The 15927-nt window shown below is 58.1% G+C and carries 12 protein-coding genes; 7 read left to right on the forward strand and 5 right to left on the reverse strand.

All coding sequences use genetic code 11. From position 1 onward, the window contains the following. Positions 1 to 53: 53 nt before the first annotated feature. Positions 54 to 527, reverse strand: a complete 474-nt coding sequence (locus AC3WVQ_RS22720; RefSeq protein WP_457578623.1) for a substrate-binding domain-containing protein — start codon at positions 525 to 527, stop codon at positions 54 to 56. Next, the gene (locus AC3WVQ_RS22725; RefSeq protein ID WP_492382992.1) at positions 457 to 786 is read right to left on the reverse strand and encodes a hypothetical protein; all 330 of its coding nucleotides are present in this window, start codon (positions 784 to 786) and stop codon (positions 457 to 459) included. Before AC3WVQ_RS22725 ends, AC3WVQ_RS22720 begins: the two co-directional genes overlap by 71 nt. Between AC3WVQ_RS22725 and AC3WVQ_RS22730 the strand changes: the two genes are divergently transcribed. From AC3WVQ_RS22730 to AC3WVQ_RS22745, 4 genes are all read left to right on the forward strand, one after another. Next, a complete protein-coding gene (locus tag AC3WVQ_RS22730; RefSeq protein ID WP_246810427.1) occupies positions 767 to 1051 on the forward strand; it encodes a hypothetical protein in 285 nt (94 codons plus the stop codon). The two genes, AC3WVQ_RS22725 and AC3WVQ_RS22730, sit on opposite strands and share 20 nt — an antisense overlap. Positions 1052 to 1764: 713 nt before the next feature. Beyond that, positions 1765 to 2190 carry a VOC family protein gene (locus AC3WVQ_RS22735; protein WP_192445393.1) on the forward strand — a complete coding sequence of 142 codons (426 nt, stop codon included), beginning with the start codon at positions 1765 to 1767 and terminating at the stop codon, positions 2188 to 2190. A gap of 917 nt (positions 2191 to 3107) precedes the next feature. Beyond that, a complete protein-coding gene (gene pdhA, locus AC3WVQ_RS22740) occupies positions 3108 to 4079 on the forward strand; it encodes a pyruvate dehydrogenase (acetyl-transferring) E1 component subunit alpha (RefSeq protein ID WP_192445394.1) in 972 nt (323 codons plus the stop codon). A gap of 146 nt (positions 4080 to 4225) precedes the next feature. Next, a complete protein-coding gene (locus AC3WVQ_RS22745; protein WP_457578625.1) occupies positions 4226 to 4759 on the forward strand; it encodes an ATP-binding protein in 534 nt (177 codons plus the stop codon). Positions 4760 to 5596: 837 nt separating this feature from the next. Here AC3WVQ_RS22745 and AC3WVQ_RS22750 read toward each other — a convergent pair. From AC3WVQ_RS22750 to pdxR, 3 genes are all read right to left on the reverse strand, one after another. Beyond that, on the reverse strand, positions 5597 to 8764 hold the full coding sequence (locus tag AC3WVQ_RS22750) for an efflux RND transporter permease subunit (protein WP_192445396.1): 3168 nt from the start codon (positions 8762 to 8764) through the stop codon (positions 5597 to 5599). Between the two features lie 10 nt (positions 8765 to 8774). Further along, positions 8775 to 10034, reverse strand: coding sequence for an efflux RND transporter periplasmic adaptor subunit (locus AC3WVQ_RS22755; protein WP_192445397.1), 1260 nt, complete (start codon positions 10032 to 10034; stop codon positions 8775 to 8777). A gap of 241 nt (positions 10035 to 10275) precedes the next feature. Next, positions 10276 to 11697, reverse strand: a complete 1422-nt coding sequence (gene pdxR / locus AC3WVQ_RS22760) for a MocR-like pyridoxine biosynthesis transcription factor PdxR (protein WP_457578627.1) — start codon at positions 11695 to 11697, stop codon at positions 10276 to 10278. Between the two features lie 128 nt (positions 11698 to 11825). Here pdxR and AC3WVQ_RS22765 point away from each other — a divergent pair, with 128 nt between their 5' ends. The 3 genes from AC3WVQ_RS22765 to istB all read left to right on the forward strand — a co-directional run bounded on the left by AC3WVQ_RS22765 (position 11826) and on the right by istB (position 15800). After that, complete coding sequence (locus AC3WVQ_RS22765; RefSeq protein WP_192445399.1) at positions 11826 to 12263, forward strand: carboxymuconolactone decarboxylase family protein; 438 nt, start codon at positions 11826 to 11828, stop codon at positions 12261 to 12263. A gap of 1243 nt (positions 12264 to 13506) precedes the next feature. Beyond that, positions 13507 to 15042 carry an IS21 family transposase gene (gene istA, locus AC3WVQ_RS22770; RefSeq protein WP_492382993.1) on the forward strand — a complete coding sequence of 512 codons (1536 nt, stop codon included), beginning with the start codon at positions 13507 to 13509 and terminating at the stop codon, positions 15040 to 15042. Positions 15043 to 15056: 14 nt separating this feature from the next. Then, on the forward strand, positions 15057 to 15800 hold the full coding sequence (istB, locus tag AC3WVQ_RS22775) for an IS21-like element helper ATPase IstB (RefSeq protein ID WP_060581982.1): 744 nt from the start codon (positions 15057 to 15059) through the stop codon (positions 15798 to 15800). Positions 15801 to 15927: the final 127 nt, after the last annotated feature.

A 15927-nucleotide genomic window follows, 5' to 3' on the forward strand; every position in this document is an offset into this window, starting at 1 on the left:
TGTCTTCGAGTGCGCACCGCTCGTTCCCACGATCGATAACGCATAGCCGCCTGTCAGCTCAATCTCACTGATGAGGCTCTTTCAATCAGCGTACAGGTCACTTTATGAACTGCCCGGGAATGACCACTGGGCTTTTTCGCAAGCTGCCCGATGGCCCAAGTTCCCATAGCGCAGTGCGGGAGTTCAAGCGTCGTCAACTGTGGCCTCAGGTGCCGAGATAGTTCGTCATCGTCGTAGCCCATGACCGAGATGTCTTCGCGGACGCGTAGGCCAAACTCACGGATTGCATCGAAGCATCCCATCGCCATCTTGTCATTCTGGCAAAAGACAGCCGTAGGAGGTTGTTCGAGAGACAGGAGTTTCCGCATGGCCTCGTAACCGGACGTCGGCGTCCAATTCCCTTCAGCAACCAGGCGGCCGTCATAGGGAAGAAGCACCAGGGGGACGGGGAGGTTGTTAAAAATTGCGTCTAAGGATACGCGGCGGGTAAAGATCGACAAGAAGCCGAGAGACGGCCTTGCGTTCATGCTCCAGACGGCTTTGAGTTTGAGCCACGAGAATGGTGATGTCCTTGTCCCACGAACGGTGTCTGGCGCCTTCGATCGCGTTAACCGCCTCCGGCGTGGTCGCGAATTGGTCTACAATGAAGCCGATGCAGCCACCACGCAGTCCCTCAAGGTTCGCGCGTCGAATGACGCTCCCGAGTCCATAGCCCCTCGATCGCGCGGCGTTGATCACCCGCATGCGATGGTCAGGTGAAATCTTGATGTCGCTGACGTCGTTCAAGACGACAGAGACCGTGGCCTGGGAGCAACCCGCAGCGTTTGCCACGTCCATCATCGTCACGCATCGGCCCGTCATGGTGCTTGGTGTCGACGCGCCGGGCGCCGGACATGCGGCATTGCACGATATGATGGTCACACGCGACTGGTACGATGCCTTGCCCGACATCGCAAAGAAGCATCTCGTGTGCCGTGTGGTCTACGAGCTGGTGCCGATCACTCAGAAGTACGACATCGAGGGGTTGGTCATGGGCGTTGAACAAACTTAGGCTACTCGGGACCGATGCACGCTGGGATCGGCTTTTACAGCTGACCCCCATCGCAGATCATCTTGGTAATGTTTGTTCTGTTCGTACGGGGTGTGGCCAATCGCTCAGGCTTAACTCGTGGCCGCTCCGCTTGGGCGTGTAGCGGAGGCGGGCACATGCAACACGTTTCTAGCGGGGCGGTCTGCGGGTCATCCCGCGGGGATTTTACTGCGTCTCTCGAAGCGTAACCGTGACGCATACATCGGCTACTCGGATTTTCGTGTGGAACGGCGTGTTCAAGCGACACCTCCACGTTGAGCTAAAGTCAGAACTGCTGCGTCCGGTCTGGCAGCTGCGAGCCGGAACAGAAGTCCCGGACGATGACGCCTGCCAAGTCTCAATACCTGCAGTAGGGCACGTAGGGGCGAAAACGCCCCGCTCCTTTCCTCGAAGGCCGTCAGTAGTGCGCTTCAACCGTCCGTTGACGAATGGCCGTGTCGATGCCTTCCGGCATGCATAAACAGCACGTGGACGGACCGGCAGCAGTATCGATCTGTCGATCGTCAACTGACAAGGTTCGACTGATGTCCGGAGGCAATGAGCGCGCTTTCCGCCACATTCGAACATTGGGATACAAGAAAGGTTATAGACGGACAAATTGCAGATACGGGAGGACGGCATTTGATCTGTCGCAGGTTGAAATACACCAGCGATGTGGATTGAAAGGAACGTCTATGAGCGATATCGCAACCCAGTCCGTGAAGGCGCGCAGTTTGCCTGGTCATTCGACAGTGGGTACTAATGATTTGGACGCGGCTGCGGCCTTTTACGATAAGCTGTTTGCAGTGTTCGGCGTGGGCCGGATCCTCGTTCAGCCTGGGCGGGCAGTTTACTTCGGTGACAAGGCCCTTGAGTTTGGCGTGGTGAAGCCGTTCGACGGTGGTGCGGCCAGGATCGGGAACGGCAATATGGTCGCTTTCGAAGCACGGTCGCGTGCGCAGGTTCGCGAAGCACACGCGGTTGCTCTCGCAGCGGGTGGATCCGACGAAGGGGCCCCCGGTCCCCGGGGTGACAACGAGGATGGCCCATACTGCGCCTATTTCCGCGACCCTGAGGGCAACAAGTTTCTGGTCTACAGGAAGGGCCCTGACGAAATTTGATACAACAGCGGGGGCAACCTTACTGCTATTTGGCAGGGTTGCCCCTGGCTGGTATAGCGATTTCGCCGCGGGTAATCGTGACGGACGTGAAACGGAACATCCCGCCGCGGAAAGATTTCAGCGCGCACCGCTCCTAAATCGCGCGAGCGCAGCGGCTATTGATAGGAAAGTTCCGCCGCCGCCTAAGGATCCTGAAGCGGATCTACGCTATGCACGCACGGCATCCCTGGCGCCGTCCTAGTCGGCCCCGGCAAACGTCTTGCGAGAGGCAGGCGGACGCAAGTGGGCATCCAAGGGGCTGTAGGCAATGACCTGCAGCGTTCCGGCAGAACGCGGATCATCCGGACCCTTCAGCGGCTTACTTTTTCTTCGCGCATGTAGTCGCTCGGACAGATGGCATGCCAGCGAGCCCGGTAATCCCGGCAGCTGCCTTGCGGATCGCATCCTTGGGCTGATCGTTTTTGCCGTACTCCATGCAAGGAAAAGGGTTCGACCGGATTTCCGGACGGGTCGACAAGCGTCGCGGGTACGCGCCCGCGCCGGATGTGGTGTATACCATCGTGTAACTTACTAGAAATCCAAACACCTGATATATAAAACTCTGAAGTTATAAGTATCGCGTGAGGATAATTCGGCATGCTCATTTATTCTTGCCAGTATCTGTCAAGCTAATTTCAGCCTTTATTTCGTCGCGCTATCTCTACGCAGAGCATAAAACGCTCGGAGGGTACTCTTGTAGTTACGACTCGGAGCGAGAGGACGCAGGCGGATCCCCCTCCCGATGCCTGCGTCCTCAAAACACATTCTGGAGCGCATTATCGCCACTTCCGACAAGCAGCGGCAGGTATGAACGCGTCTCGGCCCGCCGAAGACAGCTTTGGCCCCGCACCCGACTTTGCAGTGATCGGAGATGTTCAATGAGGGAGCTTGGTAGAGAGTTCGATCTTCGTGCGTATCGAGAGATGCTCTTGATCCGGCGTTTTGAGGAACGGACCGGCCAGTTGTACGGCATGGGACTTATACGGGGCTTCTGCCACCTCTACACAGGACAAGAGGCAGTCGTTGTAGGAATGCAGATGGCGTCTCAATTAGGCGATCAAGTGATAACTGGCTATCGCGATCATGGTCATATGCTGGCATGCGGCATGCACCCGAACGGCGTCATGGCCGAGCTGACCGGGCGGGCGGGCGGACTCTCTAAGGGGAAGGGCGGCTCGATGCATATGTTCTCGAAGGAGAAACACTTTTACGGGGGACATGGAATTGTAGGCGCCCAAGTTAGTTTGGGGACGGGGATTGCGTTTGCAAATCGATATCGGGGCAATCGAAGTGTTTGCGTCACATATTTTGGCGATGGAGCGGCCAATCAAGGGCAAGTATACGAGAGCTTTAACATGGCTGCCCTATGGAAACTCCCAATCGTCTATGTGGTTGAAAATAATCGCTACGCCATGGGTACGGTCGTAAATCGCGCCTCGGCACAAACGGACTTCTCAAAGCGCGGCTTGTCATTCGCCATTCCAGGTGAACAGGTCGATGGCATGGATGTCCGCGCGGTTTTTCATGCAGGCTTGAAGGCGATCGAGCACGCGAGAGGTGGCGGCGGGCCCTACATTCTCGAGATGCAGACCTACCGTTATCGAGGACACTCGATGTCCGACCCGGCGAAGTATCGGACGAAAGAGGAAGTTGACGGTGTTCGCGGGGAGAGCGATCCAATCGACCTGGCAGGTCGCCGCTTGGTGACTGAATGGACAATGCCTGAACAAGAATTGAAGTCCATTGACGTAGAGGTTCGCGCGATGGTGTCGGCTGCTGCCGATTTTGCCATCGACAATCGAGAACCTGATCCCGACGAGCTCTATACCGATGTTTTCCTGACGGAGTGAGCGCGCAAGTCGAAATGCGTGGTTTCACAGGAACAGGGCCAGCGCGGGCCCGCTGTGTAGTTCCGAGATCCCAAGTTTCTTAAGGCGCTCGAGCCGCGGGACAAGTAGTCGGCCGAGATTTGCATCGACAAAGGAAAGGCACTCACATGGCCAGGGCTTCCCGAACTAAAGCGGACTACCATTTTTCGACCTCCGCTGAGGCGGACTTGTCATTGCATGATGTTGACGTTTCCGCCTGCTTAGCTGAGTTGGCGGAGATGTTTCGGCCGATGCTTTCGCACAGCACTCGGTTCGATGTCCGTTCCGACGTTGGATCAATTGGCATCACCTGCTCAAAGGAGACGCTTCAAAACGCGATCATGCTACTTTTGCGCAACGCAGGTGACGCATTGCCGATGGGAGGCGTTATCGTTCTTTCGGCTTCTTGCAGAGGATCCGCGAACAATGCGCACATCGAGATTTCCGTCAGTGACACGGGTATTGGTATGCCTCAGGAGACACTGAGGCGAGCTAAGGAGCCTTACTTCACCACGAAATCCGGTGGATTGGGCGGTTTCGGCCTACCGCTCGTCGAGGAGTTCGCTCGTGCGGCGGGAGGTCGTGTTCAGTTGGAGAGTGAGCCCAATGTTGGCACTGATGCGCGCATCTACCTCCCGGCGCACGCTCGCTCGGAACAATAAGCGTGTGACGCGCATTTCGGCGGTCCGGATTCACCTAAAAGCGAGTTATCTGGCAATATGTCCACGTTGAGGGAAAAGTCCAGACTCCTGCGTCCGGCCATGGACCATCACACCTTCCGAAACTGACGGCCACCGTCCCGCGTTCTCGTGCCGTGAAAATGGGAAGTCTGCGCCACGAGGCACGTGCGCGGGCGGCGCTAGCCAACTGCGAAGCTCGCCCGCATCGACCGCGCCTTCACCAGCTTCAGCAGATCCATTTGCTTCGATTTGGGCGCATCCGCACTAGCCAGGATTTCAGCTGTCACGCGAAGGTCGCCGCCAAGACGGGCCGCCCAGCCGCCCCAGCGAGTCTGGCATTCAGTAGTGTTAGTTATAGAAGGGCAAGAAATAAGTCCGGCTTTTTAGGCTCGTTCCTATCCTTGAAGAGGCTTGGGATGGCGGCGCCGGAAACGAGGGCTTCAGAAATGTAGTCGCCACGTGCTTTTCAAGCGTTTGTGACGGATAGCGTAAGTCCCGTGACTGAGGCCAATCAGGTCGATTGATGATCTTTTCGGCGGGAAACTCGGTTCGTCAGATCAGCTCGAGGGCGGGTTCGACCAGGAAGACACGCTGCAAGTGATCTGGCCCTAGGCGCAAGCTCCCGAAATCGCTCGAGACCCGATTGTTGAATTGTGCAATGCCCAGTCCCGAAGCCCAAGAAATCACATAGCTGAAGCGCTACTCTCCAGGATCAGCCCACAGAGGAGTTCGAGAGTGTCGAACAACGCTGTGGGCTGTTTTGTCTGGGATTAGATGTTCCTGTTCTTGCTGTTTTCAACGAGGATTTTCCCTCGCTAGTTAGTGCGCTTCCGTCTGGGGCTGAGGAGTTTCGCTCGCCTGTTTCACTGATGAAGGCGCGCGCCTCAGGATGATGAAGAATACAGGTGTAAGAAACAGCCCGAAGATCGTTACGCCGATCATCCCGGCGAACACGGTCACGCCTGTCGCAAATCGCACCTCTGCGCCAGCCCCATGTCCGATCAGGAGCGGGACAGAGCCTGCAATGAACGCAACTGATGTCATGATAATCGGGCGCAACCGCAACCTGCATGCTTCCAGGGCTGCCTCGACCGCGGACTTGCCTTGATGTTCAAGCTCTCGGGCAAACTCGACGATCAGGATTGCATTCTTGCATGCCAGGCCCATCAGGACGACGAGACCGACCTGCACGAACACGTTATTGTCTCCACCTGTCAGCCATACGCCGAAGAGAGCCGAGAACATGCAGACCGGAACGATCAGGATGACCGATAGGGGCAATGTCCAGCTTTCGTAGAGGGAGGCGAGCACCATGAACACCAGCAATGCCGCAATCGGAAAGACGATTGCTGACGAATTGCTCTGACTGACCTGTTGGTAGCTGAGATCGGTCCATTCGAGCTCGATCCCCGCTGGGAGGTTCTCCTTTGCGAGTTCTGTTATCTTCGCGATGACCTGCGTGGAAGACAATACCCGCGGGTCCGAGTCGCCGATAAGGTCCGCCGCCGGATAGCCGTTGTAGCGTACTACAGGGTCCGGGCCGAATGTTTGTACGACGTTGATCATCGACCCGATCGGGACCATGTCGCCCATGCCGTTTCGGACTTTCAGATTGCCGATACTTTCCGCCTGTTGCCGGAAGGATGAGTCTGCCTGCGCAACAACGCGATAGACACGACCGAAGCGGGTGAAGTCGTTTATGTACGCGGACCCTAGGTACGTCTGCAGCGTTTCGAAGAGATCGGTGAGGACAACACCTTGGGCCTTCGCTTTGGCGCGGTCAATTTTGACCTCGAGTTGCGGGATGTTCGCCTGATACGAGGTGACGGGATAGGTCATCCCGGGCGTTTGAGCGATCACCGACTGCATCTTGTTTACTGCGTCCTGCAGGGCCGCATAGCCGAGACCCGCCCTGTCCTTGAGGTACAGCGAATAGCCTGAACCGTTACCCAGGCCCTGGATCGGCGGAGGCATAAGCGAGTATGCGAACCCCTCCTTGATGCCGAAAAGCTTGCCGTTGAGCTCCGCGTTGATCTCCTGCGCCGATCGTTGACGTTCGCCAAACGGTTTCAGAATAACGTAGGATGCGGTGACGTTCGGCGTGTTTACCAGCTGCAGAGCATTCAGGCCGACATACGAAGAAATGGAAGCGACGCCGTCCACTGACCGCGCGATCTCATCCATCTTGTCCGCGACTTCGTTAGTTCGCCCGAGAGAAGCTCCCTCCGGAAGTTTCGCCCCTGTGAAGAGGTAGAGCTTGTCTTGTGTGGGGATGAATCCGCCTGGTACCAGTTGAAAAAATGCGACGGTTGCCCCTAGAAGCACCACGTAGACGAACATAACTGGTCCACGCCGACCGAAGGACCTCTTAACCGTGCGCTCGTAGCCTTCGGCTGATTTGTCGAAGAAACGATTGAAGGCACGGAAGAAGGTTCCGAATACCTTGTCGATGCCTCGGGACAGTCGATCCTTCGGGGCGTGGTGATCCCGAAGAAGTTTCGCTGCGAGTGCAGGTGAAAGGGTCAACGAATTGAATGCAGAGATAACCGTGGAGATGGCGATCGTCACGGCAAACTGCTTGTAGAACTGCCCTGTGACCCCGGAAAGAAAAGTCATGGGCACGAATGCGGCGCACAGTACGAGACCAATGGCTATGATGGGCCCCGAGACCTCCTTCATGGCCGCATATGCAGCCTCCCTTGGTGATAGGCCCTGTGCGATGAATCGCTCAACGTTTTCAACGACCACGATGGCATCGTCGACGACAATGCCGATGGCGAGTACGAGGCCGAACAGGGTTAGGGTATTGATGGAGAAACCAAGAAGGTAGAGGAAGGCGAACGTGCCGACGATCGAGACTGGGACGGCCACCAGCGGGATGACTGAGGCGCGCCAGGTCTGGAGAAAGATGATGACAACGAGCACGACCAGTATGATCGCTTCCAACAAGGTTTGTTGCACCGCAGTGATTGAATCGCGGACGAACACCGTCGGATCCCATGTCGCGCGGTAGATGATACCCTTTGGAAAGGTCTTGGAAATCTCATCCAGCTTCTCGTAGACAGCGCCAGCCACGCCGAGCGCGTTTGCACCGGGCGATAGAAAAATGCCTACCATTGCGGCGTTCTGATTGTCGTCCTTGGTCCTCATGGTGTAGTCGCCGGACCCAAGCTCGATGCGGGCGACGTCCGATAGCTTCACCATCTGGCCAACGTCGCCGCTCTTCAAGATGATGTCGCCAAATTCCTGTTCGGTGCGCAGGCGGCCGGCTACGTTGATCGACAGCAGGAAGTCCGTGGTGGTAGGTGAGGGTTCGGCTCCGAGTTGACCGGCAGACACCTGGACATTCTGCTCTCGAATAGCTTTTAAGACATCGCCGGCGGTGAGGCCGACCGTTGAAAGCTTGTTCGGATCCAACCAGACGCGCATGGCGTAGTCGCCCGCACCATAAGCGACGACATCCCCAATCCCGGTGATCCGTGAGAGTTCATCCTTGACGTTGAGGCGGATGAAGTTGCGCAAGTAGAGAGGGTCGTAGGAGTTGTCGGGCGACGTAATGCTAACGTACATCAGCGGAGTTGGAGATTGCTTCTGGGTCGTCACGCCAATCTGGCGAACGGCATCCGGCAATCTGCTCAGCGCTTGGCTTACGCGATTCTGAACGCGAACGGCTGCGGTATCTGGATCGATGCCCGGCCAAAACGTAACGACAATTTGTAGCGAGCCGTCAGAGCCCGCTACAGACTTCATGTACATGATGCCTTCAACGCCATTGATGGCTTCTTCCAGCGGCGTCGCGACGGTCTCCGCCGTTTCTTTCGGGTTCGCCCCGGGGAAGTTGGCGCGCACGACAACGCTCGGCGGCACGACCTCAGGATACTCTCCCACCGGAAGAAACGGTATGGAGACAAGGCCCACGAGGAAGATCAGGACCGAGAGGACTATCGCAAGGATAGGCCTGTCGATGAAGTAGCGCGAAAAGTTCATTTTCTCCTCCTCAGTCGGTAGTGGATGTCATCGCGACAGCAGACGGGGAAACCGGGGTTCCCGAGGCATAGATCTTCTGAAAACCTGCGACTACGACTTGGTCGCCTGGCTTGAGACCGGTGTCGACGACGCGAAGGCCGTCGATCAGCCGCCCAACACTTATGTCCTTACGAACCGCATTGTTTTTGTCATCGAGTATGTAGACGAACCGCCGATCTTGATCGGTCAGGATGGCCTTGTCATCGACGAGCAGCGCACTGTTTTCGCTGTCCCGGGCAATTTGGACCCGAGCATAGAGCCCCGGCGTGAATACCTTGTCCTTATTGGCCAGAAGTGCGCGGAGGCGGATACTCCCCGTGGTCGGGTCGACTTCGTTGTTCAGAAAGCTGATCTTGGCTGAATGAGGGAATCCGTCCTCATTTGCCAAGCCAACCTTGATCAGCAGGTCAGAGATCGACGTCTTAGTCTCGCGGGCCTGAGCTGCATAACGAAGGTAGCTGTGCTCGTCCGGGTCGAAGTCGACATAGACCGTGTCCTGGGAGACTACGGTAGTCAGCAGGGTTTGGTCAGCAACAGCCAAATTCCCTTCGGTCAGCCTCGCTTCACCGACCTTGCCGTCAATTGGCGCGCGAACTTCCGTGAACTTCAGGTTCAGTTCGGCAATATCACGCGCCGCCTGGGCTTCAAGTACGTCCGCCTGCGCCTGCTCGTAGTCGCGGCTCCGATCGTTTGCATCTTCATCCGAGATGAACTTGCTCTTGCGAAGTGCAGCCCCACGCTCCTTGCGGTCTTTGGTCGTGCCGACCAATGCCTCCGCGCGAGCGAGGCGCGCCATTGCGCTCATCAGAGCGGCACGGTAGGGACGCTGGTCGATCGTAAAGAGCAGATCGCCGCGTTTGACTTCATCGCCCTCACGATAGTTGACTTTGTCGATGTAGCCTGTGACGCGAGGGCGGATCTCGACCGAGTCCACCGCAGCGATGCGGCCATTGAATTCGTCCCAAATATGAACTTTCTTTTCGAACACCGGAGCAACGTCAACCGCGGCCGGGGGAGGCGCGGAGGGTTCGGACCTTGCATCAGTGCAGGACGACAAGGCTGCTCCGCTGACGGTGATCAGAAGCAGGAACGCTATCCGTTTGCTCCAAGCTGTCGCGCTGAAGCCGCGCTGTTCATTTTGCCCGAACTGGGCGGCTTTGGATGAGGCCAGGGGAAGCAACAGTGCCTCGCTACGGCCTTCAGTAACATTAGATGTTTTAGAAAGGGGCATTGTTGTTGTCTCCGTTGAACGTTTGCTTTCAGCGTCGCTAATATGAAGCGAGGTTGGAGCAACAAAAAGCACCAAGAACGTCCAATTCGTATGTACTGCGAAGCGAGAGCAGATAGATCGTTCGATGCATCGACGAACGGAGCGCGCGAGCTTCTTCACCCGGGCAAAATGGTGAGCAGCCCGGGTGCGGTAGCACCAGCAATCAGCAGATATTGTAGCTGCAGCGAAGGACGCAGAGCAATTATACCAGAGTCGCGGTGGAGCCCTTATCGATGAGGCGTTTGATACGCTCGCAGTAGGAGTCGAGCGTCTTGGGGTTGACGTTTGGCGCGCCAAGCAGCAGGCCGCTCCCGACAGAAGTTGGGGAGATAAACCAGGGCGACAGGGGAGCTGGTGCCATCCCAAACCTCAAAGCGGAGCGTGCGATATCGACATCGGAAACCGCTTCGGGCAGTCGGACCACCACGGACAATCCGGCAGGAGACGCGGGTAGCCCGATTCGTTGAATGGCCTCTGACAACAATTCGCGTTTCTCGGCATAGTCGCGTCGGACCTTCCGCAAGTGCCGCAGATAGTGGCCGTCCTGAATGAAGTCGGTGACGGTGTATTGCACCGATGGTCCAGGAGCGGGCCATGCATAGATGGCAGCTTCGGCAAAACGCGCCACTAGGGAAGGTGGAACAACCACGAAACCCAGCCGAAGGGCCGGGCTGATCGTTTTACTAAAGGTCCCAATGTGAATGACGCGAGTCGGGTCCAGTGAAGCCAGGGCAGGGCTTGCCCGTCCCTCTAGTTGCATCTCGCCGAGGTAATCGTCCTCGATGATCCACGCTCCATTCTCCTCCGCCCACTGCGTCAGCTCCACGCGGCGCTCGAGCGACATTGTCATACCAAGCGGTGCTTGTTGCCCCGGGGTGGTCAGGACAAGCGATGCCCGCGGTGCCGCTTGAATGCCAAAGCCCACGTCCATTCCGTTGACATCAACGCGCACTGGGCAGGGGGAAATTCCAGCCAGTTCGAGTGCGTGCCGCGAAATGGGGTAGCAAGGATCTTCAATCCAGGCCGTCTGGCCGCTCATGTTCAGCACGCGCAACACGAACGTGAGGCCTCCGGCGAAACCCTGCGTAATGAACACTTGCGAGGGCTCGCAGCGGATTGATCGGCCTAAAGCCAGGTACGCGGCGATCTGCGATCGGAAGGAAAATTCCCCTCGCGGGTCCGGGTAGGCAGGCGCCGTAGCACTTTCCTTCCTGATGGCCCGGACTCTGATTTTCGAGAATAGCTTTGCTGGGAAGGTCTCAGGTGCCGGTATTCCCATCTGAAACATCACCGACCCAGCAGAGAGCTGATGATAGAAGTCTGGAAGGCCGCTCCCGTCGTCCCGGGCTGCAGCTGGTTTCATGGGGCTAGGCCGCCTGGCAACTCGAGTTCCCATGGATGGAGAGGCCACGACAGCCTGGTCGTCGCTCAGTCGCTCGTATGCCGCTTTTACAGTGCCACGGGCGACACCGAGTTGCGAGGCAAGATCATTCCAGGACGGAAGCCTTGAATCTGGCTCCAGGACGCCGCTCTCGATCGCCTCAAGGATGCCGGATCGTATCTGTTCGGCTAGCGGTTTCCGGCTGTGAGGATCGAGCTGCAGATTAAGCTTCGGCGTTAACAAGACGGTACACTCGTTTTGTTGAATGTCAGTGCTATCGGGATGGGCGTTACGATGGCATTGTCACCGCATGCAAAGCAAATAACTGATTTGGTAAAGTTTGCACATGCTGCTACTGAAAGGAAGGTCCTATGGCGATGCGTCTAGACTATACCAAGATCGCTCCTGCAGGCATCAAGGCGCTGGGAGGAGTCTATGGCTACATCATGGAGTGTGGTCTTGAGCAGGACTTGATTGAATGGGTCTATCTGCGGGTCAGTCAGATCAACAAGTGCCCGTCGTGCATCGACTTGAGCACCGGAGATCTGGTGAACCGGGGCGTCTCTTTCGATAAGTTGGCGCTTGCTTCGGTTTGGCGAGAGTCGCCCTCCATGTTCACCAACCGCGAGCAGGCAGCGCTCGCGTGGGCAGAGACTGTTACGAAGGTTGCCGATACGGCCATTCCGGATGAGGCGTACCTCGCAGCCACAGCTGTCTTTTCGAGTAAAGAACTTGTCGACCTCACAATCGCGATCGGTCTCATGAATACCTACAATCGTCTTGGCATAAGTTTTCTACGCGACTCTTGACCAAAGGCCTTTCGGATTTCGTGGGGAACCGTCGATCCTCTATTCGTTCTCAGCGAGCGGTTTTCGAGGCTCAGAGTTGCAGTCCGGTTTTCGCCGGCGTTTTACCACTCCCAGGTTTCGACAGTCCAAATCGTCGCGGTACACTCATTTCTGCGATTTTTGGTCCTGTTGCTGCAAACTGGCCGAGGATACCAGTGGTGCAAAGGAGAGCGCAGAACTCAGGTGCCTTTGACGGAGCACTAGGCCTCTATGGGCGGCAACCGCAAGGCCGTTTACGGCCAGGACGAGGCTGTGGCGCCGCCCGTATTCTCCGAACGACACGAATATCGAACTTAGCGTGCACCCCTCTTTGAGGCGGGTTCCTTGGTGCCGCAGCAGAGAACGCTTGTTTCGAAGGCCGAGTCATTTGGAGAATCTGGCGAATCTGCCCCTCAGTGGGGCAGATTCGCTACCTCTTTACCTTCCCAAAAATACCTGAGACCGCACCATGCTATTGGTATGGAGAGGCCAGATGCAGTCTTTGTGCCCTGCTGGAACGCCCCACACACTAGCTATGGAGTTCTGCGGCAGGCGCCCGGCGAATCTCTCCCGTGCGGCCGACGGGAATCCGGCCAGCCAATAAATCAGAGCGCGCATTCAAACTTGCTCTGCCGCCCGTAGATGCCGCCCATTCCATACTTGTATGAAAGTCGTCGGGCAGTATCGCCGAGACTGAAGCCGCGGAGCCAGCCTCGATCGCAGAGGGTCCTTTCAGCGCCTGTGCTGTCGGGGCGAAAGGGAAAAATCGCTTCGATACTTTCTTCGAGATGATTGGGATAGCGTCGGAGGACCGGTCCGCGGCACATTGGCAGAGGATGGACGTTCCATCCGGATGCCGCCTCAGTCGCAATGTCCAGGGCTCGACGTTGCGCTGGAAGCGGAAGCTTCTGAACTGCAGTCGACATGGGCGGCTTCAACCGTTCGTGACGAATGGCCGTAAGTTCTGTAGCTTTTTTCGAGAAGATGCTCCGCCAGTCTCTCGTCGGCTTCAGTGCCGTTTACCTGTTCATTCGGCTCTTCGGATTTTCGTCTCGGGTGCGGATTCCGATCTGAAGCCGGCCACTATTCCGATCAAAATCCGGCCACCGTTCCGATTTGAAGCCGGCCACGATTCCAATCAAAGACCGGCCGGTTTCCGGCTCTGAAGATACCCCTTGGGTCAGCAACTTTGGCATCAAGCCTCCCGGTACACGAGGAGACTTTGATGCCAGCAAAGAGAAGGCTGACCATGCGACAATTACGACAGATGCTCCGGCTTGCCGGAAGCGGGACAAGCAGCCGAGAGATTGCGGTGATCCTCGGCGTTGCCCGCAGCACCGTCCAGGATAACCTGAAGCGGGCTGCGATGGCGGGGCTGAACTGGCCATTGCCGGGAGAACTGACAGACGATGCTCTGGAGTCTCGGCTTTTCGCCCGCGCCGGCGTTAAGCAGGGCCAACGGCGACGTCACGAGCCGAACTGGGCGCAGCTCTCTATCGAATTGAAGAAGCCCGGCGTGACGCTGCTGATCCTGTGGGAGGAATATCGCGGCGTCCACCCCGACGGCTACGGCTACAGCCGTTTCTGCGAGCTGTTCCGTGGGTTCGAGCGGCGCCTGTCGCCGACGATGCGCCAGGAGCATGCGGCCGGCGACAAGGTCTTCGTCGACTATTCCGGCAAGAAGGTGCCGATCGTTGATCGCAAGACTGGCGAAGTCCGCGAGGCGGAGCTGTTCCTCGGCGTGCTCGGCGCATCGAGCTACACCTTCGCCGAGGTGACCTGGACCCAGACCTTGCCGGACTGGGTCGGCTCACATGTGCGCATGTTTGCCTTCTTCGGCGGTGTGCCCCGCCTGGTCGTGCCCGACAATCTGAAGTCCGGCGTCAGCCGCGCCAGCTTCTACGATCCCGAGATCAACCGCAGTTACGGCATGATGGCGTCCCACTACGGTGTCGGCGTTCTGCCGGCCCGACCGCGACGCCCGAAGGACAAGGCCAAGGTCGAGAACGGCATGCGCTTCGCCCAGAGTTGCCTTCTCGGCCGCTTGCGCAAGCAGACGTTCTTCTCGCTCGCCGAGGCCAATGCCGCAATCGCCGACGTGCTGGAGCGCATCAACAATCATGTCATGCGCCGGTTGGGTGTCAGCCGGCGCCATCTCTTCGAGACGGTCGAACGCGCGGCGCTCGCAAGCTTGCCCGCCGAGGAGTACGAGTTCGCCGAATGGCGCTTTGCGCGGGTCTCGACGGATTACCATGTCGAGTTCAGGAGCTTCTTCTATTCCGTCCCGCACGCGCTCATTCGTCAGCAGGTCGATATCCGGGCGACCGCGCGAATGATCGAGATCTTCCATCGCGGCAAACGCGTCGCGGTCCATCAGCGCCGCTATGGCGGGCCGCGCTATGGAACAGACCCGGCGCACATGCCGAGCTCCCACCGCCGATACGCCGAATGGACGCCGGAGCGCTTCCGGCGCTGGGGCGCGTCCATCGGTCCGCAGACCGAAGGGCTGATCGTCGCCATTCTCGCCAGCCGGCCACATCCCGAGCAGGGCTTCCGAACTTGCCTCGGCATCCTGCGCCTCTATCGCGACCTCGGCCGCGAGCGCGCTGAGGTCATTTCGGCACGGGCCGTCGAGATCGGCGGCCTGACCTGCAAGACGATTGCCTCGCTCATCGCAACCCACAAGGCCCCCAGACATTCCACCGAACCCGCCGCCGTCATGGAACACGCCAATCTGCGTGGCCCCGGCTACTTCCATTGAGGAGACACCTGATAATGCTGACCAATCCCACCATCGACATGCTGCGCGAACTCGGCCTGACAGGCATGGCCAGCGCCTATCAGGAACTCGAGGCGCAGCCAGAAGCCAGACACCTCGAGCATGGCGAATGGCTCGCTCTGCTGCTCGAACGCGAGGCGACCACGCGCCGCCAGAAGCGCTTCGAGGCAAGGGCTCGCGCCGCGAGGCTGCGCCATGATGCCCAGATCGAGAACATCGACTTCCGCGCCGCCCGCGGCCTCGATCGCAATCTCGTCCTGAAGCTCGCCAACTGCGACTGGATCAGGCAACACCATAGTCTCTTGCTGATCGGACCCGCCGGCGTCGGCAAGAGCTGGCTGGCCTGCGCGCTCGGACACAAGGCCTGCCGCGAGGACTTCTCCGTCGCCTATCATCGCCTGCCAAGGCTGTTCGCCACCCTTGCGCTGGCGCGCGGCGACGGCCGTTATCCCAAGGTCCTCAAGGCGCTCGCCAGAACCGACCTGCTCATCCTCGACGACTGGGGTCCGGAGAAGCTCAACGACGAGCAGCGGCGCGATCTCCTGGAGATCGTCGAGGACCGCTACGAGAAGCGATCCACCATCGTCACCAGCCAGGTGCCCGTCGATCACTGGTATGACATGATCGGCAATCCAACGATCGCCGATGCAATCCTCGACCGCCTTGTCCACAACGCCTACCGCATCGAACTGTCCGGCGAGAGCTTGCGAAAGCAGCGTCAAACACCATCCGCCGCTTGACCACGCGACAATCACGCGCCATGCAAAACAACGACCCAGGGGAGCATCAACTGGCCAGCTTCAGATCGGAATGGTGGCCGGAATGAAATCGGAATAGGTGGCCGGCTTCGTTTCGGAATCAGTGGCC

It is taken from the genome of Ensifer sp. EB106-05-01-XG146, from assembly GCF_058791875.1.